Origin of the sequence: Lachnospira pectinoschiza (assembly GCF_020564355.1) — a bacterium.
Classification (GTDB): domain Bacteria; phylum Bacillota; class Clostridia; order Lachnospirales; family Lachnospiraceae; genus Lachnospira; species Lachnospira intestinalis.
On sequence record NZ_JAJCRR010000001.1, the window covers coordinates 377636 to 403285 of the forward strand.

Genomic DNA, 25650 nt, shown 5'->3' on the forward strand with positions numbered 1-25650 from the left:
CTTTCTTTGAAAGCATTTGAAAAGCCGCTATCGGCAAAAGAAGAAAAGGAAATGATAGAACGTTTTCATAATGGGGATATGGAAGCGAGAAATATATTGGTGGAGCGCAATATGAGGCTCGTGGCACACATGGTCAAAAAATATCTTCAGGCAGACCGTGATACGGATGATTTAATCTCTGTCGGCACGATTGGGCTGATTAAGGCGGTCAATTCATTCAAACCGGATAAAAGTATCCGGCTGGCAACCTATGCCGCAAAATGCATTGATAATGAACTGCTGATGATGCTCCGCATGGAAAAGCGCAAATCCAAAGAAGTGTCGATGTATGAGCCGATTGGAAAAGATAAAGAGGGCAACGAAATCAGCCTGATAGATATTGTCGGTGAAGAAAAAGAAGATGTAGTAGAAGATTGTCTTTTTGCACAAAGGGTGTTGTGTCTGTATCAGAATCTTGATAAAGTATTAAATGAAAGAGAAAAAACAATTATTATCCGGCGGTACGGTTTAAACGGCAAAGAACCGATGACCCAGAGTGAACTGGCAGACCGGCTGGGTATCAGCAGAAGTTATATCAGCAGGATTGAAAAAAAGGCACTTTTAAAGCTTAAAAAACTGCTGGAGGATGCCAAACTATAAAAGCAAAAGAAGGGAATTGCCATGCAGGAAAAACATGAAGTCATAAAAGAAAGACTGCGTTTTGTGAGGGAACGCATGAAAGCAGAAAATGTAGACATATTTGTAGTATTTACCGATGATTATCATATGTCTGAGTATTCGGGCGCATATTTTGCAGACCGGGAATACCTGTCCGGGTTTACCGGCTCTGCGGGAACATTGGCAGTGACACAGACAGAAGCAGCACTTTTTACGGACGGCAGATATTTTGTGCAGGCACAGGCACAGCTTGAAGGTACGGGCATTACGCTGATGAAAATGGGCTGTGCAGGCGTGCCGACGCTTACAGAGTATATCCGTGAGCGGCTGGGCGCAGGCGGTGTGCTCGGCATGGATGCAAGAACGTGTGCGGCACAGACAGGAATGGAGTGGATAAAACTTACAGAGGCGTGCGGCGGCAGGATCAAAGGGGATTTTATGCCGGTACAGGAACTGTGGAAAGACAGACCGGCATTTCCGGCTTCCAAAGCGTATGAACTGGAACTTAAATACAGCGGAGAGAGCCGTGAGGATAAAATTCACAGAATTTATCAGGAAATGGAGACGGCACACGCGGCATATCATGCGGTGGCTTCGTTAGACGACATCTGCTGGATTTTAAATCTGCGCGGCGATGATGTAGCATGTAATCCGGTGATTATGGCATATCTGCTGTTTGCACCGAATGCAGTGTATCTGTATACAGAGGAATCCCGTTTTACGCAGGCAATGAAAGCTGATCTGGCACAGGATGGGATACAGCTTCGTCCGTATAATCAAATCTATGCGGATTTACGCAGTCTTGCGGGTAAGAAAACTTCGGTGTGGATGGATATGAAAAGAGTGAATCTGGCGCTTTTCCAGAGTGTGCCGGAAACTGCAGAATGCATTTGTAAGGAAAATCCGTCCGTGCGTATGAAAGCGGTCAAAAATCCGACAGAACTTGCGAATCTGCGGGATGTCCACATTGATGACGGACTTGCCGTGACGAAATTTATGTATTGGCTAAAAAATACAATGAAGCAGTACGAAGCAGGAAAAGAATGGAATGTCACGGAAGTGACGGCAGCAGAGTATCTGGATAATTTAAGAAGCCATATTCCGGATTACAAGGAATTGAGTTTTGATACAATCAGTGCATACGGTGAAAATGCGGCAATGATGCATTATCACGCAGAAAAAGACCACTGTGCGGTGCTGTATCCAAGGGGGATGCTTCTGGTAGATTCGGGCGGACAGTACCTTCGCGGCACGACAGATATTACCCGTACCTTTGCACTGGGTGAAGTGACAGCAGAGATGAAAAAATATTTCACACTCACCTTAAAAGGCATGTTAAATCTTGCCAATGCACGTTTTTTAAAAGGCTGTACGGGCTTTAGCCTGGACATTCTGGCAAGAGGTCCGCTGTGGGAACAGGGCATGGATTACCGGTGCGGCACGGGTCACGGAATCGGGTATCTGCTCAACGTGCATGAGTCGCCCAACGGCTTCCGTTGGAAGCACAATCCGGGCAGAAATGATTTGTGCGTATTTGAAGAAGGCATGGTCACTTCCGATGAGCCGGGTGTATACATTGAAGGCGCTTACGGTATCCGTATTGAAAATGAAATAGAGTGTGTCGGTGACGGTGAAAATGAGTACGGCACCTTTTTAAAATTTAAACCGCTGACCTTTGTTCCGATTGATCTGGACCTGGTAGACACGGCATGGCTGGAGAAAAAAGACATCGAAAGGCTCAATGCGTACCATGCGGCGGTTTACAGCAGATTGTCACCGCATTTATCCGGTGAGGAACTTGAATTTTTAAAGCAGTATACAAGACCGGTAGAATAAACAGCCGTATCAGGCGGGAAAAGAGGGAAAATGAGTAAACAGCAAATGAGTAAAAATGAACCTGTGGATAAAACAGTCGATTTAAAACTGGGCAAATGGAGAGAAAAATCCATTGCGATGGAAGAAGAACGCAAAAAAGAGGAGGAAGAACGCAGACAGCAGGGAAAATTCAAGTGTTTCATGCAGGATTTTACCGGCTGGGTGCATAAAGAACCAAAGACGGCGGCAGGTGCAGCAATCGGTGTACTGGTGCTGGTGATCCTGCTTGTAAGCCTTATCTGTGCGGTGGCGTCAAAGGTAAAGCCGGAAGACTACATTACGGTATCCTACACCGGAGCGGACGGATATGCCGTAGCAGAGTGCAGCGTGGATACGGAAAAGCTCTACCGCAGGCTTGCAGGAAAGACAAAAGATGCAGATAAACAGAGCCGTTACAGAAGTCTTGCAGAATCCGTATCGGCAGCAGTGCATCAGATGAATATTGCAAACGGTCAAAAAGTAAAGATTGAGGTTTTATTTGATAAGGAGCTTGCAAAAGAACTGGGAGTTAAAATCAAAGCAAAAGACTATACCGTGCGTGCCAAAGGTATTGATGCAGGTACAAAGATTGATTTATTCTCTAATGTAGAAGTGACCTTTGCTGGAATCAGCCCGGATGCGTATGCACTGGTTACCAACAAGTGGGGCGATGAGTATCTTGGCAGCCTTATATTTACGGCGGATATGACGGAAAACATTCAAAAAGGTGATGCAGTGACAATCCGCTGTGAAACCGGCAAAGAAGAACTCGGACGGCACGGTTATATCACAGATACATTAGAGGTAACAGTGCGCGCCGAGGGTTTAAGTGAGTATGTACAGACACCGGTTGACATAGACAATGCAGTGCTGTCAGAAATGCAGGGACAGATTGAGGATACGATTTCTGCACAGACAGAGAATACAACCTTCCGTATGTTATATAAAGCCACAGGAAAGACCTCTTATTTAAGAAGCAGCAACATTGAGGAAGCTTCGGATATTGAATGTCTTGGCATATACTTTTTAAAGAAAAAAGAAACAGCAGACACGGTGGCAGGACCGGACAATTACCTGTATTTTCTTTATCAGGCAGTGATAGAAAATGATGACAATGAAGAAGATGTTTATTTTGCATTTGCTTATTCAGATGGATATGTGACATCACAGGGAATATTTGACATTGTCCATGATGAAAATGAAAAACGCTACAGCTGTTCGGATGATTATGACAGAATTTATGAGGAAGCAATAGAACAAAATGAAACACAGTACCGGATTGAACAGATACAGTAACCGGTTGATGGAATGAGGTGGAAAGATGGTTACAATTGAACAGTTATTCAGACAGGCACAGCAGGCAGGCGCAGCAGAAATATATCTGATGGCGGGCAGAAAACCGGCAGCACGGATTGGTGGAAAGATAAAGAATCTCGATTATCCGGAATTAAGCAGCACAGAAGCAGAAAAAATTCTGCTTGAAATGCTGGATGCAAAACAGGCGGCACAGTACAGGGAAACAAAAAGCGTGGATGAAGTGATTGCATTTCATGGAATCGGCAGATTCCGCGTGCATATTTACCAGAATGACGGTGTGCCGTCAGCCTGTGTAAAAATTATCAATAAGAAAGAGGGACTTCCGGAAGAACTAAAAGCACTGGCAGGGATTACGCAGGGACTGGTACTTGTCTGCGGAAAGCCGCACAGCGGAAAGAGTGCCACACTTGCGGCACTGGCAGAACAGATGCTTGCAGGACGTTTTATGCATCTTGTAACGCTGGAAAGTCCCGTAGAATATCCGATAGAAGCAGGAAAAGGGCTGTTAAGCCGCCGCTGTATCGGAAAAGATACCGGTTCTTATAAGGAAGGAATGGACAATCTGCTGCATGAATCGGCAGATGGTGTTTTAATCGGTGAACTTGAAACACCGGAAGCTGTACAGGCGGCACTGCGTGCGGCAAAGATGGGACTTGTTGTGCTTGGAACGGTAAACAGCGTGGATGCAGATACGGCTGTTGAGCGGATTGCACAGTTATCGGGAATGGAAGCACCGTTGCAAAAGACCCGGGTCTGGAAAATGACAAAGGCAGTAATTCAGCAAAAGTATGAGCTGTGTGAAAGTACAGGCAAATTTGTATATAATTGTGAAATTTTAAAATATAATAGTTGACAAATTAAAAATATATCTGTAATATGAATAGTGAGAAGAATAAAACTATATTATATTACAGAGGTGAGCAATGTTTTCAAAGGTTTACAGTACTACGATTACGGGCATTACAGCCTATGTAGTTACAGTAGAAGTGGATGTGGGGAGAGGACTGCCGGTATTTGATATGGGCGGTTATCTTTCCACAGAAGTAAAAGAGGCGAAGGAGCGTGTGCGGATTGCCCTGCGTAATTCCGGTTATGAACAGAAACCGCGGCGCATTACGGTCAATATTTCTCCGGCGGACATACACAAATACGGGACAGGATTTGATCTGCCGATTGCCATAGGGATTCTTGGCGCACAGGATGAAGTCAATATGACGGCATTTGAAGATATGGTCATTATTGGGGAGTTAAGCCTTGATGGCACGGTCAACCCGGTAAAAGGAATTCTGCCATCGGTATGTGAAGCATTACAGCAGGGAAAGAAGCGCTGTATTCTGCCGGCAGAGAATATGGCAGAGGGAAGTGTTGTAAAGGGAATGGAACTGATACCGGTACGGACACTGAAAGAAGCGGTGGTATATTTACAGACGGGAAAAAGTCCGGCGCAGGAAAGGAATAGTCCTCTAAAAGGAAACTATGATACGGCAGGGAAAGAAAGTCCACAGGAACAGCTGGACTTCCTGGAGATAAAAGGGCAGGAGAGTGCAAAGCGGGCAACGATGATTGCTGCGGCGGGGATGCACAACATTTTATATGTAGGACCGCCGGGAAGCGGTAAGACGATGCTTGCTAAAAGAATTTCATCGATTATGCCGGAATTATCGTTTGAGGAACAGCTGGAACTGACAAAGATATACAGTATTGCAGGACAGTTAAATCCCAATCATCCGTTGATGACGAAAAGACCGTTCCGGGCGCCGGGGCATGGTGTGACCCAGGCGGCACTTTTGGGCGGAGGCAGAGTGCCAAGACCGGGAGAGGTCACGCTTTCGGGAAAAGGCGTTTTATTTTTAGATGAACTCACAGAGTATCGTCAGACAGTTCTGGAGGGGCTTAGAGAGCCGCTTGAGGAGAAAAAAGTGATTCTTACACGTTTAACGGAAACGTGTGTCTATCCGGCAGATTTTATGCTGGCAGCAGCGATGAATCCATGTCGCTGTGGATATTTTCCAGACAGAAGCAGATGTACCTGCACACAGCAGGATGTTACACGATTTTTGGGCAGAATCAGTCGTCCGTTATGGGACCGCTTTGATATCTGTATACAGGTTACGGATGCAGGTGTCCATAAAATGCAGTATCAAAGCTGTAATAAAAAAGGGTCATCGGCTTACATGAAAGAAAAGGTGGAGTGTGCAAGAGCATGGCAGGCGGAGCGTTTTGCAAAGGAGAATATTTATTTTAATGCGCAGATGAGTGCCATGCAGCTTGAAAAATATTGCAGGCTGGGAGAAAAAGAACAGGAGTTTATGGAAAAAGTCTATGATAAATTCCACCTTACATCAAGAGGATATCACAAGATTTTAAAGACGGCGCGCACGATTGCGGATATTGAAGAGTGTACAGAAATTGAAATTGCCCATTTAAGTGAGGCACTTTCTTACCGCAGCTACCGTTCGGTAATCGAATAAAATGATACCGAGGTTAAATAGCAGTTTATTTACACAGAAGAAATGGAGAATATATGCAGGAAAAAGAAGAATTATACTGGTACTGGCTGTGCAATCTTTCAGGGATAGGCAATAAGCGGATAAAAAGACTGCTGGATGTATTTAAAAGTCCAAAGGCGGTTTTTTATGCGGCGCCGGAAGCACTGCACGGCTGTACAGGTCTTACACAGCAAAACATAGAAACGATTATGAAAAACAGAAATATGGAAAAAGTTTATAAAAGTTTTACACAATTACAGCATAAGGGAATATCGTTTATATATAAGGAAGGAAAACAGTATCCCCAAAACCTTCTGCAATTATATGATATGCCTTACGGATTATACAGCAAAGGACAGCTTTTGCGCGCAGATGAACCGGCAGTTGCCATGGTGGGGGCAAGAGGATGTTCCGGCTATGGAAGGTCGGTTGCGTACAGCTTCGCAAAGGCATTTGCACAACTTGGCATTACTGTGGTAAGCGGCATGGCATCGGGTATTGATACTGCGGCACATGAAGGTTGTATTGCGGGCGGGGGAAGAACGGTGGCGGTACTTGGAAACGGCGTGGATATCTGCTATCCGCGTGAAAATATCCGGCTTTATATGCAGATTCAGGAGAAGGGAACAATTCTTTCGGAATATCCGCCGGGGACAGTACCGGCAGCAGGTAGATTTCCGGTTAGAAACCGCATTATCAGCGGGATATCAGATGCGGTGATTGTTGTAGAAGCTAGAAAAAGAAGCGGTTCACTTATAACGGCAGATGCGGCATTGGAGCAGAATAGGGATGTTTATGTTGTGCCAGGGAATATCGGGCAGCCGCTCAGTGAAGGATGTAATGAACTGATAAAACAGGGGGCAATTGTAATTACAAAACCGGAAGATATTTTTCAGACAAAGGCGTTAAAAGATAAAATTTTTATGAATAAAACAGTCGGAAAAGGGGAAGAAAAAGAAAAAATACAAAAAAAAATTTCTTGCAACCCCCAAAGATATGGTGTATAGTTGTTTCGATTTGTATCCAAAAAGCCTTGATGAACTTTTAGCAGAAACAGGGCTTGAAATAGCAGATTTAAATCAGATGATTCTGGAAATGCAGCTTGAGGGGCTGATTACGGAAATCTCAAAAAACTGTTATGCAAGGAACGATTTAGAGATTTGAGGAGGAAAAAAGAGACTATGGCAAAATATCTGGTAATCGTAGAGTCCCCGGCAAAGGTAAAGACGATTAAAAAATTTCTGGGGGCAAATTATGAGGTTATGGCATCTCAGGGGCACATCAGAGATTTACCGAAAAGTCAGATGGGAATTGATATAGATAACGATTTTGAACCGAAATATATAACAATCCGTGGGAAAGGAGATATTCTTGCTGCTTTAAGAAAAGAAGTCAAAAAAGCAGATAAAGTGTATCTTGCAACCGATCCCGACCGCGAAGGAGAAGCGATTTCATGGCATCTGGCAAAGGCATTGAAGCTGGAGGATAAAGATATTTACCGGATTACATTTAATGAAATTACAAAAAATGCAGTAAAAGCTTCTATTAAAAATGCACGCAAGATTGATATGAATCTTGTGGATGCCCAGCAGTCCAGACGTGTGCTTGACCGGATGGTAGGTTATCAGATTAGTCCACTGTTATGGGCAAAGATTAAAAGAGGCTTAAGTGCCGGCCGTGTACAATCTGTTGCTCTGCGTATCATTTGTGACAGGGAAGATGAGATTAATTCATTTATTCCGCAGGAATACTGGACAATGGAAGCAGTATTAGACGTAAAAGGTGAGAAAAAGCCCCTGACGGCAAAGTTTTACGGAGATGCTGACGGGAAAATCGACATTAAAGATGAAGCACAGATACAGGAAATTACACAGGCGGTAGAAAAAGAAAAATTCTATGTTGAAAGCATTAAAAAAGGTGAAAAGACAAAAAAATGCCCACTGCCGTTTACAACAAGTACCTTACAGCAGGAAGCAGCAAAAACATTGAATTTTTCAACACAAAAAACCATGCGCCTTGCACAGCAGCTCTATGAAGGTGTGGATATTGCAGGCAGAGGGACAATAGGTGTAATTTCGTATCTGCGTACGGATTCCACAAGAGTAGCAGATGAAGCAGTAGCTATGGCAGCAGAATATATTGAAGCTTCTTATGGAAAGGATTATGTAGGAAATACCGGTGCGGGAAAAAAAGATGATAAAAAGATTCAGGATGCACACGAAGCAATCCGGCCGACAGATATTGCACTGTCGCCGGTTGTGATTAAAGAATCGTTATCCAGAGATCAGTTCCGTCTTTATCAGCTTATCTGGAAGCGCTTTACGGCAAGTCAGATGCGTCCGGCGGTCTATGAAACCATTTCTGTAAAGATTGCGGCAGGAAAATACCGTTTTACGGTAGCAGCTTCCAAGGTAAAGTTTGAAGGATTCTTATCTGTATATAAGGATAATGAAGAAAAGGAAGCCTCCAATGCACTGGTAAAGGGAATTGATGAGCAGTCAGAACTGACATTAAATGAACTGAATCCACAGCAGCATTTTACACAGCCGCCGGCACATTATACGGAAGCATCGCTTGTAAAGACACTCGAAGAACTGGGAATCGGCCGCCCGAGTACGTATGCGCCGACCATTACAACGATTATCGCAAGACATTACGTTGCAAAGGAAAATAAAAATCTTTATGTGACAGAACTGGGTGAAGCGGTCAATAACATTATGAAGAAAGCATTTCCTTCTATTGTAGATGTGAATTTTACCGCAAACATGGAATCACTGCTCGACGGTGTGGAAGAGGGCTCAGTAAAATGGAAAGAGGTTATCAGAAATTTCTATCCGGACTTAAATGAAGCTGTCAAAGCGGCAGAAAAAGAACTTGAATCGGTAAAGATTGAAGATGAAGTAACGGATGTTGTCTGTGAGAAGTGTGGCAGAAACATGGTTGTAAAATACGGTCCGCACGGTAAGTTTTTAGGCTGCCCTGGTTTCCCGGAATGTAGAAATACCAAACCATATCTTGAAAAAATCGGTGTGGCATGTCCGAAGTGCGGAAAAGAAGTCGTTATGAGAAAGACCAAGAAGGGCAGAAGATATTTTGGCTGTGAGGATAATCCGGAATGTGATTTTATGACATGGCAGAAGCCTTCTAATAAGAAATGCCCGAAATGCGGCGGCTATATGCTGGAAAAAGGCAATAAGCTGGTGTGCGGTGATGAAAACTGCGGCTATGTAGAAAATCGTGAAAACGATGAAAATAAATAGAAAGCTTTTGGAATAAAGTGAAATTTTGCGAAAAATACAGTGAATTCAGTTGAATTGTAATAAAAAATGTGTTATTATCAATAATAGAGTATGGCAGTTTGCCAAGTAAACATAAGGAGGATAGAAATGAGTGTCCAGTTATTAGATAAAACCAGAAAAATCAATAAATTGCTTCATAACAATCACTCACATCGGGTTGAATTCAATGATATCTGTGCTGTGTTGAGCGGCATTCTCGAATCCAATATCCTTGTGATCAGTAAAAAAGGCAAGGTGCTTGGCACGGGATTTTATAACAGTGAGGAAGTTATTGATGAACTGATTTATGACAAGGTTGGCGGATTTGTGGATAATATGCTGAATGAAAGACTGCTCAGTGTTCTTTCGACAAAAGAAAATGTAAATCTGGCAACTTTGGGATTTACAAATGAGAATGTCAAAAAGTTTCAGGCACTGCTTGCACCGATAGAGATTGCCGGTGAACGGCTTGGAACGCTGTTTATGTACAAGAGCAATAACAGCTATGAAATTGATGACATTATTTTGTGTGAATATGGAACAACTGTTGTCGGACTGGAGATGATGCGTTCCGTAAATGAGGAAAATGCTGAGGAAGTCCGCAAACAGCAGATTGTGAAATCGGCAATCAGTACGCTTTCTTCTTCAGAGCTGGAAGCGATTAAACACATTTTTAAAGAATTGGATGGGACAGAGGGCATTCTTGTTGCGAGTAAGATTGCAGACAGGGTTGGTATTACAAGGTCTGTTATAGTAAATGCATTGAGAAAATTTGAAAGCGCAGGAGTTATTGAGTCTAGATCATCGGGGATGAAGGGAACGTACATCAAAGTCATTAATGAAGTCGTTTTTGAAGAAATAAAAAAACTTGATCAAAACTAATAAAAAGGTCTGATGCGTATATAGGAATTATGATACACAAGTGTAGCGCATCAGTCCTTTTTTTATGGTAAAATCTGTCAAAATTGGAATAATAATGTAAAAAATGCTAAAAAAAACTTGTAATTTTTCATATATAATTTATAATATATCTTAGGTTTTTTATGTGATGAGTACATAGGAACGCATCGAAGAAAGGAGTATAGAATATGAATTCGGGGGCATTTGGATATGTAGATGTTTTAAAGACGGCAGCAGATGCAAGCTGGTTAAGAGAGGAAGTTCTTACCAATAACATTGCAAATGTGGATACACCAAATTATAAAAGACAGGACGTGGAATTTACAACTTATTTAAAGTCTGCGCTTGAGCAGGCAGGTACACCGGCTTCAACGCTGACACAGAAGGTGAATGAAGCTAATTTGAGCGGAATTACAACCAGGACATATACGGAAAATACAACATTGTCATACAGAATGGATGGTAATAACGTGGATTTGTCTACAGAGAATGCTGAACTGGCAGCAGAACAGATTAATTACAATGCGTTAATAGACAGCATGAATAATGAATTTACAAGAATGAAGGCAGTATTAAAATAAATAGGCGTGACAGCTTTTAGCAGAATGTTTGTTATAAATGGGAGGAATGATTAATATGTCGATGTTTACAGCTTTTAATATCAGTGCTTCTGGAATGACGGCACAGCAGTTGCGGACAGATGTGATTTCACAGAATATTGCAAATGTCAATACGACAAGAACGTCCGATGGAACACCTTATGTCAGAAAGGCAGTCGTATTTACGGAAAAGACACTGACAGCTTCAACCGCCGTGACCGGCTCAAGCTCAAACGGTTCATCTTTTGCCAGCGTGTTAAAACAGGCACACAATGGATTGTTAGGCGATGGTGTAAAGGTAACTTCTGTCTATGAAGATAATTCAACAGATATGAATATGGTATATGATCCGTCACATCCGGATGCAGATGAGAATGGATACGTAACCTATCCAAATGTAAACGTTGTACAGGAAATGACAGATTTAATTGATGCTTCCAGATCTTATGAGGCAAACATTTCTGCATTTAATGCAAGCAAAACAATGGCAAATAAAGGACTTACAATCGGAGAACAGTAAGCAGTAAATAAAACCGTAAATAGAGGAATGGAGATTTATTATGGACGTAACATCAGCAATTAACAGCCTTGGAACAGATTATGTATCAAAGGTTTCACAGGCAATGCAGGATTCGGCAACGGGAAGTACAGCAAAGACAGACAGTACATTCGATTCCATTTATAATGCAGTATCCGGACTGTTAGACAGTACTAATACCTATATTCAGCAGGCACAGCAGGCAGAAGTTGATTTTGCACTGGGAAATATGACCAATACTCATGAACTGGGTGTTTATCAGCAGAAAGCTAATATGGCATTACAGTATACGGTGGCAATTCGTGACAAGGCGCTTGAAGCGTATAAAGAAATTATGAATATGTCAATTTAATTGATGGGAGTTAATGGATAGATGGCTGAAAGAATAAAACAGATTCCAAAGAAACTGTTGGAAATCTGGAATAATTGGACAAAAAAACAAAAGACGGTAATTGTAAGTGCAGTGGCTGTGTTTTTGGTGGCGGTTGTAATTCTTGCAGTGGTTTTAAACCAGCCGAATTACCAGGTGCTTACAACCTGTAAGGATTATACTGAATTAAGTGAAGTAACGGCATTGTTAAAGAGTAACAGCTATGATTATAAGGTGGCAGACAATTCACTGATTGTTCAGGTGCCAAAAGCAAAGCTGACAGATGCTAAAATGTTAATTGCCTCTGAGAATATCCAGTCAGACGGATACAGCTTTGACGATGCAATGAACAGCAGTTTTACAACGACAGAATCGGATAAGACAAAGAAATATGCACATTATCTGGAATCAAAGCTGAAATCAGATTTGGAATCCATGGATGGAATTAAAAATGCAACAGTAAATATCCAGCTTGCAGATTCAACCAATTCCTTTTATACGGCAACCTCTGACGCATCAGTAGGTGTTACGTTAAAATTGTCAAAGACGATGGAAGATGAAAAGGCGGAAAGTATTGCGAATTTCCTTGCAACATCAGTCGGTAATACCAATACAGACAACATTACAATTTTAAGCAGTGATGGTTCAACACTGTACTCCGGTGCAAATAATTCAACGGTTTCCGGTGTCAGCTACAACAGCAAATTAAAGTATAAGGAACGTATTGAAAATACAACCAAGAATTCATTAAGACAGGGACTTCTTGCAACTGGTTTATACGATGATGCTTATATTACAATGAATCTTGTACTCGACTGGGATGCAGTCAATACGATTGCAAAGCAATATACACCGGCAGACGGACAGGAACAGGGACTTTATTCAGAGTCCTATGATGAAACATCTGTTGGAACAAACGGTGCGAGCGGCACGCCGGGTACAACATCAAATGATGATACAACCTATGAAGTGACAGACGGGACTTCTTCTACTTCAACCTATGAAGTACATAAGTATGCTTACCTGCCAAATGAACTGGTAACAACCACAACAAAAGAGCCGGGTTCTATTGTGTATGATTCATCTACGCTTCAGGTTACATTTATTAAGAACCGCATTTACAATGAGGATGAATGTAAGAAGCTTGGCTATCTTGATAACATGACATGGGATGAGTTTAAGGCACAGAATGCAGATTCCGTTGCATTAGACGTTGATAATACATGGCTGGATGCGATTTCAAGAGGTACAGGTGTTGCACAGGGCAATATCAATGTACTGGCTTATGAAACACATTACTTTGAAGATTCGGATTCACCGAGCGTATTCCAGACAGCAAGCTTCTGGATTCAGATTGCACTCGCTGTTGTTATTTTAGGACTGCTTGCATTTGTAGTAATCAGAAGTGCAAGACCATTAACAGTAGAGGAGACAGAACCGGAATTGTCAGTAGAAGAAATGCTTGCAACAACCAAAGAGAACCAGCCTGCTGTTGATGACATCGATATTCAGGAGAAGTCAGAAACGAGAAAGGCAATTGAAAAATTCGTTGATGAGAATCCGGAAGCAGTGGCATTACTGCTGCGTAACTGGTTAAATGACGGATGGGATTAATAAAAGGCAGATAAAGATATAGATGTATATTGGAATGGAGTGAGAGTATGCCAAAGGCAGCAGGGAAAGATAAAGAAATGGACGGTGTTGAAAAAGCAGCGATTCTTTTGATAGCATTAGGACCGGAAAAATCAGCACAAATCTTTAAACATTTAAAAGAAGATGAAATAGAACAGCTTACGCTGGAAATTGCAAACACCAGCAGCGTATCACCACAGACCAAGGAAATGGTACTGAATGAGTTTTACGAAGTATGTCTGGCACAGCAGTACATTGCCGAAGGCGGTATTTCTTACGCAAAGGAACTGCTCGAAAAGGCGCTTGGCGAAGACAAGGCAAAGGATGTTATCAGCAAGCTGACAGCATCATTACAGGTAAGACCGTTCGAGTTTGTCAGAAAGACAGATCCGAGCCAGCTGTTAAACTTTATTCAGGACGAGCATCCGCAGACCATCGCTTTAATTCTTTCATATCTGCCGGCTTCCATGTCTTCGATGGTAGTGTCATCACTGCCGCCGGAGAAACAGGCAGATGTAGCAAGAAGAATTGCACAGATGGACAGAACATCACCGGATGTTATCAAGCAGGTCGAAAAAGTGCTTGAAAGAAAGCTTTCTGCACTGGTCAACCAGGATTACACAATTGTCGGCGGTGTCGATGCAATCGTAGAAATCCTCAATTCGGTTGACCGTGGAACAGAAAAACATATTATGGAAACTCTCGAAGTTGAAGAACCTGAACTTGCAGATGAAATCCGTAAGAAGATGTTCGTATTTGAGGATATTCTTTCACTGGACGACAGAGCAATCCAGCGTGTATTACGAGATGTAGACAATGCCGATCTGGCACTTGCATTAAAGGGTGCAACAGAAGAAGTACAGAATGTAATCTTAAACAACCTTTCAAAACGTCTTGCTGTTATGATTCGCGAAGATATGGACTTCATGGGACCTGTCCGTATGAAAGATGTTGAAGAAGCACAGCAGAAGATTGTAAATGTAATCAGAAAGCTTGAAGATTCAGCAGAGATTGTAATTGCAAGAGGCGGAGGTGACGAGATCATTGTCTAATTTGCTAAAGGTTGGAACAACAATCAGTAAAAGTGAAAGAATCATTGATTACAATGATATTATTAAAGACAGAGTAGAAGCAGCAAGAGCGGCAAGCCGTCAGAAGGCAGATTCGGACGGATTTATCAACGGGTTAAATGCAGATGTTGTAGAACGGCTTCCGGAAGATGAAATTGATACAGAAGCAGCGGCATCGGAAGAAATGACACAGGAATCCGCTGAAGCTGCAAGAGCAGAAGCAGAAGAAATCCTTGCACAGGCAAAAGCGGAAGCAGAAGAAATTCTGGCACAGGCGCAGGCACAGGCAGGACAGATTCGTGAAGAGGCAAAGAAGGAAGGATTTAATTCGGGAACGATTGAATCAGAACGCCAGCTCACAGAAAAAAAACAGGAATTAGAACAGCAGCACGCACAGCTGGTAAAACAGCTGGAAGAAGATTATGAACAGCGCAGAAACGATATGGAACCACAGATTGTTGAAGCACTGCTGGCAGTATTTACCGAAGTGACACATACAGTTTCTGAAGACAACAAAGAAATTGTTCTGCATCTGATTAACAATGTTTTGAAGAATGTAGAGAACAGTCACAGCTACAGCATTAAGGTATCACCTGATGATTACAATTTTGTACTCAATAATCAGGGGAAAATCTATTGTGCGATGAACAATGAGGTAAATCTTGATATTGTGCAGGATATGGCGTTAAAGCAGAATGAATGTATGATAGAAACAGATTCAGGAGTTTTTAACTGCAGCCTTGATGTGGAACTGCATAATCTCATTAAACAGATTAAATTATTAAGCTGTATGTAGTAAGTTGGGGGATTTGGATTTGGCAGAATTTAATGTAGCAAAATACTATAATTTAACACAAAAATCCTACTTTGATAAGCTGGGCAAGGTTTCAAAGATTGTCGGATTGACCATTGAATCCATTGGACCGGATGCAAAACTCAATGATTTATGCGTGATTCATTCCGCAGATAATGAGTCCCATCTGTATGCAGAAGTTGTAGGATTTAAAGATTCCAGAGTGCTTTTGATGCCGTTTGATAATGTAGATGGTATCGGACCGGGCTGTATTGTGGAAAATACAGAAAAACCGTTAGCGGTAAAAGTCGGTGATGCCATATTGGGACATACACTTGACGGACTGGGCAATCCAATGAATGGTGAAGAACTGGGGCTCACAGAAGAATATTCCGTTGAGGCACAGCCGCCGGACCCGATGTCAAGGGAAATTATCAGTCAGGTGCTTCCGCTTGGTGTAAAAGCCGTTGACGGTCTGTTGACAGTCGGTAAAGGACAGCGAATCGGCATTTTTGCCGGAAGCGGTGTCGGTAAAAGTACCCTGCTTGGTATGTTTGCAAGAAATACGAAGGCGGATATTAATGTTATCGCACTGATTGGAGAGCGTGGCAGGGAAGTGCGGGAGTTCGTTGAGCGGGATTTAGGTCCTGAGGGAATGAAACGAAGTGTCCTTGTTGTGGCGACCTCTGATAAACCGGCTTTAATCCGTAATAAGGCAGCAAAAACAGCGACAGCCATTGCGGAATATTTCAGGGATCAGGGGAAAGATGTTTTACTCATGATGGATTCGCTGACCCGTTTTTCCATGGCACAAAGGGAAATCGGTCTGGCTTCCGGGGAACCTCCGGTAACAAGAGGATATCCGCCGAGTGTATACAGCGAAATGCCAAAACTTCTGGAACGGGCAGGAATGTCTGCAAAAGGTTCTATTACGGGACTGTATACCGTTCTGGTTGACGGTGATGACTTTAATGAGCCGATTACAGATACAGCGCGAAGCATACTGGATGGCCATATTATGTTATCACGAAAGCTGGGACATAAAAATCATTATCCGGCAATTGATGTTCTTCAGAGTATTTCAAGATGTATGAGTCAGATTACAACGAAGGAACATAAACAGATGGCGGGCAGATTGAAAAATGTACTGGCAACTTACAATGAAGCAGAAGATTTAATTAATATTGGTGCATACAAGAGTGGTTCTAATAAAAATATTGACTATGCGATTTCAAAGATTGATGCAGTAAATGAATTTTTGCGGCAGGCAACGGATGAAAAATTCAGTTTTGAAGAAGAACTGGCAATGCTGTCAGAGATTTTTAAGGACTACGAAGCTTAAAACCATAGAGGGATAGCAGGGCATGGCAAAATTCATTTACAGAATGCAGAATATTTTGAATATTAAGCTGCGACTGGAAACACAGGCAAAGACAGAATATGCAGAAAATGCGGCAAGACTTGCAGCTGAAGAAGAAAAAATGCATCATCTGGCGTCAAGAAGACAACAGTATGAAAATGAAGCCAAGCAGAGTGCAATGAACCGGGTAAATATTGCAAGCATAAAGCAGAGTAATGAATCGATGGCGGTCATGAAAGAACTGATGACACAGCAGGCTGTCCGTATCCGAATTGCACAGAAAAATCTTGACAGGGCAAGGGATAAGCTAAATCTTGCCATGCAGGAGCGCAAGATTTATGAAAAACTGCGCGAGAAAGCATTTGAGGAATTTAAGCAGGAGTTAAATGCACAGGAAAAGAAAGAAATTGATGAACTTGTAAGTTTTAACTACAATGATAATAATATGGAAACAGGTGAATAAATATGGCGAGGAAAAAATCAAAGGAAGAGCTTAATTTAGACAATGTAGAATTAGATGAAAACGGCGAACCTGTGGAAAGCAAAGGGAGTAAGCTTACCAGTTTTCTGGTTGGTCTGGTAGTTGTAATTATATGGCTTGTGATCTTTGCACTGTTGATTAAAATGGATGTCGGCGGTGTAGGAACGATGTTAAGACCGTACTTAAAAAATGTTCCGGTCATCAATCAGATTCTTCCTGATGCAAGCAGTGAAGAAATTGCAGATGAAACCGGTTACAAATTTAACAGTATCGCAGAGGCAGTAGAACGTATCAAAGAACTGGAAAGCCAGCTTTCCGCTTATCAGAATTCCGGGGATGCATCCGCACAGCAGATTGCTGATTTACAGGCAGAGGTTGATCGTTTAAAGGTGTTTGAAGAAAATCAGGAGTACTATGAACAGTTAAAGGATGAGTTCGACAGGGAAGTTGTCTTTACGGATAATGCGCCTGATATTTCAGAATATAAAAAATGGTATGAATCTATTGATGCGGATAATGCAGCCGCACTGTATGCAGAAGTCGTAAGACAGCTGGAACATAAACAGGAAGTACAGGATTGGGCTGCGGCATATGCAAAGATGGATGCAAAGAATGCTGCGGCAATCTTACAGGAAATGACGGGAGATACCAATCTTGTTGCAGAAATTTTAGAGTGCATGACAGCAAAACAGCGTGCAGCAATTCTTGCAGAGATGGATACAGTCTTTGCGGCAAAGATGACAAAGATTATGTATCCGTAGGAATATTAAAAACGGTATAATCTGCCATGACATATGTTGTGGCAGTTTATATAAAAAAGAATTGAAAGGAGGCGTAAAGATGATAAGCACAGCAATTAAAGGCACAGACACAGCTTCAGGCATTGATTTAACACAGCTTTCGTCAGCAGGTAAGTCCGGTGGTGCAAGTTTTCAGAAGATTATGTCAAAGTCCCTGTCTTCTAATGTCAATAATAAGGCATCGCAGAATATGGTACAGACAAAGACTGCATCAGGTATGAAAAGCACTTCCACACAGCAGAATACAAAACAGGTATCCGCACAGGACGATACAGCAGCTTCTACCGCAAAGAAAACGTCTGACAACACCCAGTCTACGTTATCTGACAACAGTGACAAGCTGACAGATGCAGGTGAAAAAATCAAAGACTTTTTAAAGGAAAAGCTGGGTGTGACAGATGAAGAATTTGAAAAGGCTATGGCTGATCTTGGGCTTTGCATGCAGGATTTACTTCAGCCGGCAAATCTTACGGATTTAGTCGTAGAACTGACCGGTGTGGAAGATGCAGTTGCAATTATTACAAATGCAGGATTGTCAGAAACCCTGACTGATGTGATTGATTATGCAAAGCAGCTGGTTTCAGATGTGCAGGCAGGACGCGAACTGACACCGGTTCCGGCAGAAGCAGTACAGACTGTGGATACAGCGCAGGCTGATACGCAGGAAAATACAGTTGCCATGGCAGCACCGGTTGCAAAGGAAATACAGCCGCAGGAAGAAGCACAGGATAATACGGCAGCTGAAAGCACAGCAGTTCTTGAAGATGTATTAAAGTCGAAGCTGACACTGGAAGGAGCAGAGAATAAGACCTCTGATTCCGGTACAGGAAAACAGGAAAATGCACAGACCCAGACAAAGGCAGAAGCGGTGAATGAAATCGCAGGAAACCTTTCGCAGAACATCCAGGATGTTTTTGCCAATGCAGTACAGGAAGCAGCACAGGTAAATCCTGTTGAGGTTGTTCGTCAGGTCGTCGATGCCGTAAAGGTAATTCAGAAAGAATCGTTACAGAGTATTGAAGTTCAGTTAAATCCTGAAAATCTCGGTAAACTTCACATTACGGTTTCAGCAAGAAACGGAGTGCTGACAGCAGAGATTGCAACACAGAACGAGCAGGTAAAACGTGCAGTGGAAAGCCAGATGAGCATGCTAAAAGAAAATCTGGAAAGTCAGGGCATCAAAGTTGATGCAGTTGAAATTACTGTACAGAGCCATGCATTTGAAGGCGGACAGAATCTTCAGGGAAACAATTCCCAGCAGGAAAAAGCCGGTAAAGAAGGAAAACGTCATCTGGATTTAAGCAGCTTAGACGAACTCTCAGATGATGAATTGTCTGAGGACGAAGCGGCAGCAAAAAATGCAGTAATGAATGAAAACAGCAGTGTAGAATACACCGCGTAAAAGAAAGGAGTGTTTCAATGATCTGGTCTAATGTAACAACTACAAACGGAACAACATCATCAACGACAGAGAGTACAACTATCAGTTCAAAGTCAACGAAGGAAAAAGATGCTAAAGAATCCAGCACACTGGACGTCAATGATTTCTTAAGCCTTCTGGTAACGGAAATGCAGTATCAGGATCCGCTTGAACCGACAGACAACTCACAGTATATTGCACAGATGGCAACGTTCTCACAGGTTGAAGCGACCAAAGAAATGTTAGATACGGCAACACGCCAGACAGCTTCAAATCTTGTAGGAAAGACCGTTATTATGACAACGGATTTGAATAAAGACGGTTATATTGCAGGAAAGGTAGATTACTGGGAAGTTATCAGCAATAAGATTTATCTTGGTATTGACGGCAAGCTTTATGACATTGACGACTTAGATACCGTTATGGATGATGACTATTATAAGAAGTGGAATAAGAATGATTCAACAACAGATACTTCGAATAAGTCCGACAGTTCATCATCAGATACATCATCTGATAAAAGTGACACAACGGGTAAGACAGAATAGTTCAAAGAAGAATTAAGGAAGTGAAGATTATGATGAACCATATCGTAACCGGAGGCTTTTCTTCTATTGAACAGGCAACCGGAAAGTTTGGGGGAAAAAGGAGTTTAACCAACAATACGGGGACAGCCGCAACATCTTCTTTTGGTGAAATACTACAGCAGAAAAAAAGTATTGAAGCAGCGGTAGATGAAACTCAGTCCACATCATTACGTTTTTCAAAGCACGCAGGGGAACGGCTCACACAAAGAGATATCCAGCTGACCAGTGAGCAGATGATGCGGTTAGAGGAAGGCACACAGCGCGCCGGAGAAAAGGGAATTAAGGAATCCCTGGTGCTGTTAGACAACATGGCATTCATTGTGAATACACAGAATAAGACAGTGATTACTGCTATGTGTCAGAATTCCGGTGAGGAAAATATCTATACAAATATTGATGGGGCAATTGTTATCTAGCTGGACCGCAAGGAAGCGATTATTCCGGAATGACAGAAGGAATAAAAATAACTGTCTTCATCATCAGATTATGGAGGGCGAAAGCTATGATGAGATCAATGTTCTCTGCTGTGTCAGGTTTAAAGGCACATCAGACAAAAATGGATGTTATCGGTAATAATATTGCCAACGTAAATACGGTAGCATTCAAATCACAGTCTGTTACATTTAGTGATGTATACTATCAGACAACACAGACCGCAACAGGACCAAATACCAAAACAGGAGCAGGCGGTACGAACCCAATGCAGATTGGTACAGGTTCTTCAGTAGCAAGTATTTCTACAGCCATTACAACACAGGGTGCTCCTGAAAGAACAGATAGCCCATACGATTTACAGATTTCAGGAGATGCATTCTTTATTGTAAATAATCAGGGTAACACTTACTTTACAAGAGCCGGAAACTTTAAGCTGGATGAAGAAGGTGCGTTAGTTACAAGCGAAGGCGCCAATGTCATGGGCTGGCAGGTGGATAAAGATGGTGTTGTACAGAAAGACCTTGTTTCTGCATTACACGTTACAAGTTCAGATTTTACATATACAGCACCGGAACGTACAACCGGCATTACAGCAAAGGGAAATGTAAAGGCTTCTGATACAGGCTTAAATTCATTTACATTTAACTTCTATGATTCATTGGGAAATTCCTACCAGGGAACAATTTCTTTACAGTACAGTGCAGATACCAGTGATGCCTCCATTGCACGTTATACTGCAACAGGCGGAAGTATTTCTATCAACGGAAAGCCGACAACCCTTACAATGGCATTAGATCCGGCAGAATTCCAGTTTAATGCAACAACGGGTGCTGCAATTACCGATGCCATGCAGGCGATGACAATTACAATTACAGATAATGACGGTACAAACAACATTGCAAATATCGGTGTCAACAACGGTGGTAACTCATCTACACTGACATTAGACGCCTCCTCTCTTACAATGTATGCAGATGATACGGATATCAACTGCAGCCGTGGTCTTGGAACGAATAAGACAGGTGCCGGTAAAGCAGTCGGTACAATGTCTTCTGTTGGTATTGACCAGTACGGAAAGATTGTTGCAAGTTATACCAACGGTGATATAAAGACAATCGGTCAGATTGCCGTTACAACATTTTCTAACCCGGCAGGTCTTGAAAAGGTTGGTGATAACCTGTATGCAGCAACTATGAATTCTGGTTTGTTTAACGGAATCGGACAGGATGTTTCCGAAACAGACGGATCAATTACATCCGGTTATCTGGAAATGTCTAACGTAGATCTTTCACAGGAATTTACCAATATGATTACCACACAGAGAGGTTATCAGGCAAATTCAAGAATTATTACAGTTTCAGATACTTTACTCGAAGAGTTAATTAACTTAAAGAGATAATTAAAAGTTCATATGGAGGAGCGTGATAGAAGGAATTTTATCACGCCTCTCCAAAACATTGGAATCATATTTGAAATGAAAATTAGTTGCAGAAATTTACAAAAAAAGTGGAAAATTTCACTATTTTGTTGCAATCATGCCATAATAGTGTTTTAATATAAATAGTCTGAGTAACAGGGGAATTGTACTCTACTAAAAGAAAAAATGGAGGTATTAGGCTTGGGAGGTGGAAAAGTGTGATTGATGTAACGCGGATTAATAATACCCGGTTTGTTCTGAATTGTGACCTGATTCAGACCGTGGAAGAAACTCCGGATACAGTGATTACCTTGACAACAGGAACGAAGTATGTTGTGAAAGAAAGCTGTGAAGAAATTAAAAAAAAGGTTTTGGAATATAAAAGAAGTATTATTAGTGTACTTAACGAAAATATGTAGAAATGGAAGGTGTTAACTGTGGATTTAGCGACACTTGTAGGACTTGTCCTTGGTTTTGTAATGATTATCTTCGGAATTGTTTCCAGTGCCAGTTTTGCGGCAATTACGGAGAGCTTTATTGATTTACCGTCAATTATTATTACTATTGGTGGTACAATTTCATGTTTGATTACGTCTTATACATTCAAAGACTTAATTACATATTTAAAGGGTGCTGGTATTGCATTTAAGGATCCGAAGCTGGATCATGGCGCAGTAATTTCGAAAATTATTGAATTATCTAATGTGGCCAGAAAAGAAGGTCTTCTTGCACTGGAAGAAGTAGCAAGTAATCTTGAAGATGAATTTATGAAAAAAGGTATTCTTCTGATTGTCGATGGTACGGAACCGGAGCTGGTAAGAGGCATTCTTGAAACAGAGCTTGCAAACATGGATGACCGTCACAGAAAAGTATCCGGATTTTTTGATTACATGGCTGCGATGGGTCCTGCATGGGGTATGATTGGTACACTGATTGGTCTTGTAAACATGCTTGCCAAGCTTGATGATATTTCAACAGTAGGACCAAACATGGCGGTAGCCTTAATTACTACTTTATACGGTTCTATTATTGCAAACTGGTTTGCAACTCCGGTTTCCAATAAATTAAAACTGATTAACAATAATGAATATCAGATGAAAGAAATCGTCATTGAAGGTCTATTATCTATTCAGGCAGGTGAAAACCCTCGTGTTATTGAAGAAAAGTTAAAGTCATTCTTAGCACCGGGCTCAAGACAGCTTCAGGGTGAAGGCGAAGGTGGAAATGCTGGAGGTGAAGCTTAATGGCAAAAAAAAGAGCAGAGGACGCACCACCGTCCTTATTGTGGAAGGATACATTCAGTGATTTAATGAATCTTTTGCTTTGCTTTTTCGTATTGTTGTTCTCTATGTCGACTGTTGATGCGGATAAATTTCAGGAACTTGCGGCTTCTTTAGCTTCTGCATTCAGTGTGCTTCCATCAGGAGGTTCAACGATTAAATCCGACGGCATCTTAGTCGGAAGCGGTGCCAGCCAGTTAAATGAGCTGAGTGATTACTATAATAATATGGGTATGAACAGTGAAGGCGATGTTGAACTGGATAAAGAGAGTAATACAGTAGATGTAGCGTATGAAAAAGTACAGGAAGAAGGGCTTGAACAGTCTGAAAAGATGGCAGATACCATACAGGCAGCATTGGATATGTCTAATGTAGATTCTTCCCAGGTTGAAATTACAACCACCAGTCAGTACGTTATGCTGAGCTTAAGCAGCGGAATTTTGTTTGATTCCGGTAAAGCGGACTTAAAGGCAGAAGCAATTTCGGTTGTAGATAAGGTTGCAGATGCTGTTAAGATTTATGATGACAATACCATTTCAATTGAAGGACATACCGATAATGTTCCGCAGAATACGGCACAGTACCCGGATAATATGGTGCTGTCAATGTACAGGGCATATTCTGTATATACATATTTTGTAGATACAAAGGGATTTAATGTCAACAGTATTTCATCAACAGGACGTGGTGAGGCTGTTCCGGTTGCTTCAAATGCGACAGCAGAAGGAAGGGCACAGAACAGACGCGTTGAGATTAAGATATATAATATGCTCAATAGTTAGTAGCAGCATAATATATAAATGATATTTAGGAGGAAGAGTAATGAAAAAGAGTATGCTGAATGTGATTACATTAGCGTTAGTACTTATTAATCTTATTTTGACAGTGTTGCTGACTTTTTCACTTGTTTCAACAAATAATAAGACCAATAATTTGATAACAAAAGTTGCTCAGATTATCGATTTGGATATTGGTGAAACAACCGTTAAAGATGACACCACTTCTGCGGGTGCAAATATCGCTGATATTGCATATGTAGATGTTAAGAATAATGACAGTACAGATATTACTGTATCATATACGGATGGCGGTAAAACGCATTATGCTGTATTAAATGTTACAGTAGGCTTTAATACAAAGGCAAAAGACTATGAAGAAAAAAAGTCCAGCCTTGAAAACAGCATGAAAGTAGTTGTCAGTCAGGTAAACACAGAAGCATTAAAGTATTCTTACAGTGAATTAAATGCAAATAAGGCAACAGTAGAAAGCAATCTGCTTAGTTATTTAAGAGATTTATTCCAGACAGATTCTATCACATCTGTCACATTGACTAAGATGGTTGTATCGTAATGATAGAAATAAGAAAATAAGACAAAGGAGGTGAGGAAGATGGGAGAGGTCTTATCCCAGGATGAGATTGATAACCTCTTGAAAGCTTTAAGCACAGGTGAGTTAGATGCTGATGAGATGAAAAACACGGATGAACGCCAGGTCAAAGATTATGATTTTGCACGTCCGGCAAAATTCTCAAAAGAACATTTAAGAACACTTGAGATTATATTTGAACATTTTGGAAGACTTTTAGCAACCAATCTTCCTGCATATCTTCGTAAATCTGTTAGTGTAGATGTGGTGAATTCGGAAGTTGTTATTTATTCAGAATTTTCCAATGCATTGTCCAATCCAGTTTTGCTTGGTGTAGTTGGAATGGATCCTTTAATGGGGAACGTTATTATGGAGATGGCATCCAATCTTGGGTTTGCAATTGTAGACAGACTCTTGGGCGGTGTTGGAAATTCTCTGGAAAAAGAAAGGGATTTTTCAGAAATTGAATTATCAATATTAGAGAGAGTATTTACAATCTGTGTGAATCTGCTTCATGAACCGTGGGAAAACGTAGTAGAGATTACACCGCGTCTGAACCGGATTGAAACGAATTCTCAGTTTGCACAGATTATATCGCCAAGTGAAACGATAGCGATTGTTACCATCAATTTAAAGATTGGTGATGTGGAAGGATTGATGAACATCTGTCTTCCATATACAACATTAGAACCGGTTATGGATAAGCTGAATACGAAGTACTGGTTCTCAACAATGAAAGAAAAAGACAGTAACTCCTATGAAGCTGCGATTGAAAATATTATTGACAATGCACTGATTCCAATGAAAGCAGTTCTTGGTACAAGTAAGATTAATGTACAAGACTTTGTAAATCTCCAGCTGGGAGATGTTATCAGACTGGATAGAAAGGTCGATGACGAATTGGAAGTTTACGTGGGCAATATTAAAAAATTCAAAGCTTTGCCGGGGTATTCAGATAATAAGTATGCAGTAAGAGTTACAGAAATTTTGAGAGAGGAGAGTGAGTAA

At 41.4% G+C, this 25650-nt stretch carries 27 protein-coding genes; all 27 read left to right on the forward strand.

What is annotated here, in order from left to right; translation table 11 throughout:
• Positions 1-6 precede the first annotated feature (6 nt).
• Positions 7-639 (forward strand): RNA polymerase sporulation sigma factor SigK, encoded by a 633-nt coding sequence (gene sigK, locus LI288_RS01790; RefSeq protein ID WP_227089240.1) that lies wholly within the window; start codon positions 7-9, stop codon positions 637-639.
• 21 nt (positions 640-660) lie between these two features.
• Complete coding sequence (locus LI288_RS01795; protein ID WP_227089241.1) at positions 661-2493, forward strand: aminopeptidase P family protein; 1833 nt, start codon at positions 661-663, stop codon at positions 2491-2493.
• A 30-nt stretch (positions 2494-2523) separates the two neighbouring features.
• Positions 2524-3807 carry a hypothetical protein gene (locus LI288_RS01800; protein ID WP_227089242.1) on the forward strand — a complete coding sequence of 428 codons (1284 nt, stop codon included), beginning with the start codon at positions 2524-2526 and terminating at the stop codon, positions 3805-3807.
• A gap of 25 nt (positions 3808-3832) precedes the next feature.
• The gene (locus LI288_RS01805) at positions 3833-4681 is read left to right on the forward strand and encodes an ATPase, T2SS/T4P/T4SS family (protein ID WP_227089243.1); all 849 of its coding nucleotides are present in this window, start codon (positions 3833-3835) and stop codon (positions 4679-4681) included.
• A gap of 70 nt (positions 4682-4751) precedes the next feature.
• Entirely contained in the window at positions 4752-6299 is a 1548-nt protein-coding gene (locus LI288_RS01810; RefSeq protein WP_227089244.1) for a YifB family Mg chelatase-like AAA ATPase, read from the forward strand.
• A gap of 53 nt (positions 6300-6352) precedes the next feature.
• Positions 6353-7324 carry a DNA-processing protein DprA gene (gene dprA, locus LI288_RS01815; protein ID WP_227089245.1) on the forward strand — a complete coding sequence of 324 codons (972 nt, stop codon included), beginning with the start codon at positions 6353-6355 and terminating at the stop codon, positions 7322-7324.
• A 10-nt stretch (positions 7325-7334) separates the two neighbouring features.
• Positions 7335-7481, forward strand: a complete 147-nt coding sequence (locus tag LI288_RS01820; RefSeq protein WP_264473878.1) for a hypothetical protein — start codon at positions 7335-7337, stop codon at positions 7479-7481.
• A 17-nt stretch (positions 7482-7498) separates the two neighbouring features.
• A complete protein-coding gene (gene topA, locus LI288_RS01825) occupies positions 7499-9577 on the forward strand; it encodes a type I DNA topoisomerase (RefSeq protein WP_227089247.1) in 2079 nt (692 codons plus the stop codon).
• A gap of 126 nt (positions 9578-9703) precedes the next feature.
• Positions 9704-10477, forward strand: a complete 774-nt coding sequence (codY, locus tag LI288_RS01830; RefSeq protein ID WP_022433391.1) for a GTP-sensing pleiotropic transcriptional regulator CodY — start codon at positions 9704-9706, stop codon at positions 10475-10477.
• 206 nt (positions 10478-10683) lie between these two features.
• Positions 10684-11076, forward strand: coding sequence for a flagellar basal body rod protein FlgB (gene flgB, locus LI288_RS01835; RefSeq protein ID WP_022433390.1), 393 nt, complete (start codon positions 10684-10686; stop codon positions 11074-11076).
• Positions 11077-11131: 55 nt separating this feature from the next.
• Entirely contained in the window at positions 11132-11614 is a 483-nt protein-coding gene (flgC, locus tag LI288_RS01840) for a flagellar basal body rod protein FlgC (protein ID WP_227089248.1), read from the forward strand.
• A gap of 40 nt (positions 11615-11654) precedes the next feature.
• The gene (locus tag LI288_RS01845; protein ID WP_022433388.1) at positions 11655-11984 is read left to right on the forward strand and encodes a flagellar hook-basal body complex protein FliE; all 330 of its coding nucleotides are present in this window, start codon (positions 11655-11657) and stop codon (positions 11982-11984) included.
• A gap of 21 nt (positions 11985-12005) precedes the next feature.
• Positions 12006-13616: a flagellar basal-body MS-ring/collar protein FliF gene (gene fliF / locus LI288_RS01850; RefSeq protein ID WP_022433387.1), complete on the forward strand. Its 1611-nt coding sequence runs from the start codon at positions 12006-12008 to the stop codon at positions 13614-13616.
• A 47-nt stretch (positions 13617-13663) separates the two neighbouring features.
• Entirely contained in the window at positions 13664-14686 is a 1023-nt protein-coding gene (gene fliG / locus LI288_RS01855) for a flagellar motor switch protein FliG (RefSeq protein WP_022433386.1), read from the forward strand.
• Entirely contained in the window at positions 14679-15500 is an 822-nt protein-coding gene (locus tag LI288_RS01860; RefSeq protein ID WP_227089249.1) for a FliH/SctL family protein, read from the forward strand. The genes fliG and LI288_RS01860 overlap by 8 nt, the downstream gene beginning before the upstream one ends.
• 19 nt (positions 15501-15519) lie before the next feature.
• Complete coding sequence (fliI, locus tag LI288_RS01865; RefSeq protein WP_022433384.1) at positions 15520-16839, forward strand: flagellar protein export ATPase FliI; 1320 nt, start codon at positions 15520-15522, stop codon at positions 16837-16839.
• A 22-nt stretch (positions 16840-16861) separates the two neighbouring features.
• The gene (gene fliJ, locus LI288_RS01870) at positions 16862-17320 is read left to right on the forward strand and encodes a flagellar export protein FliJ (RefSeq protein WP_022433383.1); all 459 of its coding nucleotides are present in this window, start codon (positions 16862-16864) and stop codon (positions 17318-17320) included.
• A 2-nt stretch (positions 17321-17322) separates the two neighbouring features.
• The gene (locus LI288_RS01875; RefSeq protein WP_022433382.1) at positions 17323-18099 is read left to right on the forward strand and encodes a hypothetical protein; all 777 of its coding nucleotides are present in this window, start codon (positions 17323-17325) and stop codon (positions 18097-18099) included.
• A 79-nt stretch (positions 18100-18178) separates the two neighbouring features.
• A complete protein-coding gene (locus LI288_RS01880; RefSeq protein ID WP_227089250.1) occupies positions 18179-19540 on the forward strand; it encodes a flagellar hook-length control protein FliK in 1362 nt (453 codons plus the stop codon).
• A 17-nt stretch (positions 19541-19557) separates the two neighbouring features.
• Positions 19558-20106, forward strand: a complete 549-nt coding sequence (locus LI288_RS01885) for a flagellar hook assembly protein FlgD (RefSeq protein ID WP_022433380.1) — start codon at positions 19558-19560, stop codon at positions 20104-20106.
• Positions 20107-20135: 29 nt separating this feature from the next.
• Positions 20136-20561, forward strand: a complete 426-nt coding sequence (locus LI288_RS01890) for a TIGR02530 family flagellar biosynthesis protein (RefSeq protein ID WP_022433379.1) — start codon at positions 20136-20138, stop codon at positions 20559-20561.
• An 86-nt stretch (positions 20562-20647) separates the two neighbouring features.
• Complete coding sequence (locus tag LI288_RS01895; RefSeq protein WP_227089251.1) at positions 20648-21979, forward strand: flagellar hook protein FlgE; 1332 nt, start codon at positions 20648-20650, stop codon at positions 21977-21979.
• Between the two features lie 236 nt (positions 21980-22215).
• Positions 22216-22416, forward strand: a complete 201-nt coding sequence (locus tag LI288_RS01900) for a flagellar FlbD family protein (protein WP_022433377.1) — start codon at positions 22216-22218, stop codon at positions 22414-22416.
• An 18-nt stretch (positions 22417-22434) separates the two neighbouring features.
• Entirely contained in the window at positions 22435-23241 is an 807-nt protein-coding gene (locus tag LI288_RS01905) for a motility protein A (protein WP_227089252.1), read from the forward strand.
• Complete coding sequence (locus LI288_RS01910) at positions 23241-24059, forward strand: OmpA/MotB family protein (protein WP_227089253.1); 819 nt, start codon at positions 23241-23243, stop codon at positions 24057-24059. The genes LI288_RS01905 and LI288_RS01910 overlap by 1 nt, the downstream gene beginning before the upstream one ends.
• 40 nt (positions 24060-24099) lie before the next feature.
• Entirely contained in the window at positions 24100-24627 is a 528-nt protein-coding gene (locus LI288_RS01915) for a hypothetical protein (protein ID WP_022433374.1), read from the forward strand.
• Positions 24628-24666: 39 nt separating this feature from the next.
• Positions 24667-25650 carry a flagellar motor switch protein FliM gene (gene fliM / locus LI288_RS01920; protein ID WP_022433373.1) on the forward strand — a complete coding sequence of 328 codons (984 nt, stop codon included), beginning with the start codon at positions 24667-24669 and terminating at the stop codon, positions 25648-25650.

Coding starts and splice junctions, on each gene's coding strand:
- LI288_RS01795 (WP_227089241.1), top strand. CDS start 661: ATGCAGGAAAAACATGAAGTCATAAAAGAAAGACTGCGTTTTGTGAGG.
- LI288_RS01800 (WP_227089242.1), top strand. CDS start 2,524: ATGAGTAAACAGCAAATGAGTAAAAATGAACCTGTGGATAAAACAGTC.
- LI288_RS01805 (WP_227089243.1), top strand. CDS start 3,833: ATGGTTACAATTGAACAGTTATTCAGACAGGCACAGCAGGCAGGCGCA.
- LI288_RS01810 (WP_227089244.1), top strand. CDS start 4,752: ATGTTTTCAAAGGTTTACAGTACTACGATTACGGGCATTACAGCCTAT.
- dprA (WP_227089245.1), top strand. CDS start 6,353: ATGCAGGAAAAAGAAGAATTATACTGGTACTGGCTGTGCAATCTTTCA.
- topA (WP_227089247.1), top strand. CDS start 7,499: ATGGCAAAATATCTGGTAATCGTAGAGTCCCCGGCAAAGGTAAAGACG.
- codY (WP_022433391.1), top strand. CDS start 9,704: ATGAGTGTCCAGTTATTAGATAAAACCAGAAAAATCAATAAATTGCTT.
- flgB (WP_022433390.1), top strand. CDS start 10,684: ATGAATTCGGGGGCATTTGGATATGTAGATGTTTTAAAGACGGCAGCA.
- flgC (WP_227089248.1), top strand. CDS start 11,132: ATGTCGATGTTTACAGCTTTTAATATCAGTGCTTCTGGAATGACGGCA.
- LI288_RS01845 (WP_022433388.1), top strand. CDS start 11,655: ATGGACGTAACATCAGCAATTAACAGCCTTGGAACAGATTATGTATCA.
- fliF (WP_022433387.1), top strand. CDS start 12,006: ATGGCTGAAAGAATAAAACAGATTCCAAAGAAACTGTTGGAAATCTGG.
- fliG (WP_022433386.1), top strand. CDS start 13,664: ATGCCAAAGGCAGCAGGGAAAGATAAAGAAATGGACGGTGTTGAAAAA.
- fliJ (WP_022433383.1), top strand. CDS start 16,862: ATGGCAAAATTCATTTACAGAATGCAGAATATTTTGAATATTAAGCTG.
- LI288_RS01875 (WP_022433382.1), top strand. CDS start 17,323: ATGGCGAGGAAAAAATCAAAGGAAGAGCTTAATTTAGACAATGTAGAA.
- LI288_RS01880 (WP_227089250.1), top strand. CDS start 18,179: ATGATAAGCACAGCAATTAAAGGCACAGACACAGCTTCAGGCATTGAT.
- LI288_RS01885 (WP_022433380.1), top strand. CDS start 19,558: ATGATCTGGTCTAATGTAACAACTACAAACGGAACAACATCATCAACG.
- LI288_RS01890 (WP_022433379.1), top strand. CDS start 20,136: ATGATGAACCATATCGTAACCGGAGGCTTTTCTTCTATTGAACAGGCA.
- LI288_RS01895 (WP_227089251.1), top strand. CDS start 20,648: ATGATGAGATCAATGTTCTCTGCTGTGTCAGGTTTAAAGGCACATCAG.
- LI288_RS01910 (WP_227089253.1), top strand. CDS start 23,241: ATGGCAAAAAAAAGAGCAGAGGACGCACCACCGTCCTTATTGTGGAAG.
- LI288_RS01915 (WP_022433374.1), top strand. CDS start 24,100: ATGAAAAAGAGTATGCTGAATGTGATTACATTAGCGTTAGTACTTATT.
- fliM (WP_022433373.1), top strand. CDS start 24,667: ATGGGAGAGGTCTTATCCCAGGATGAGATTGATAACCTCTTGAAAGCT.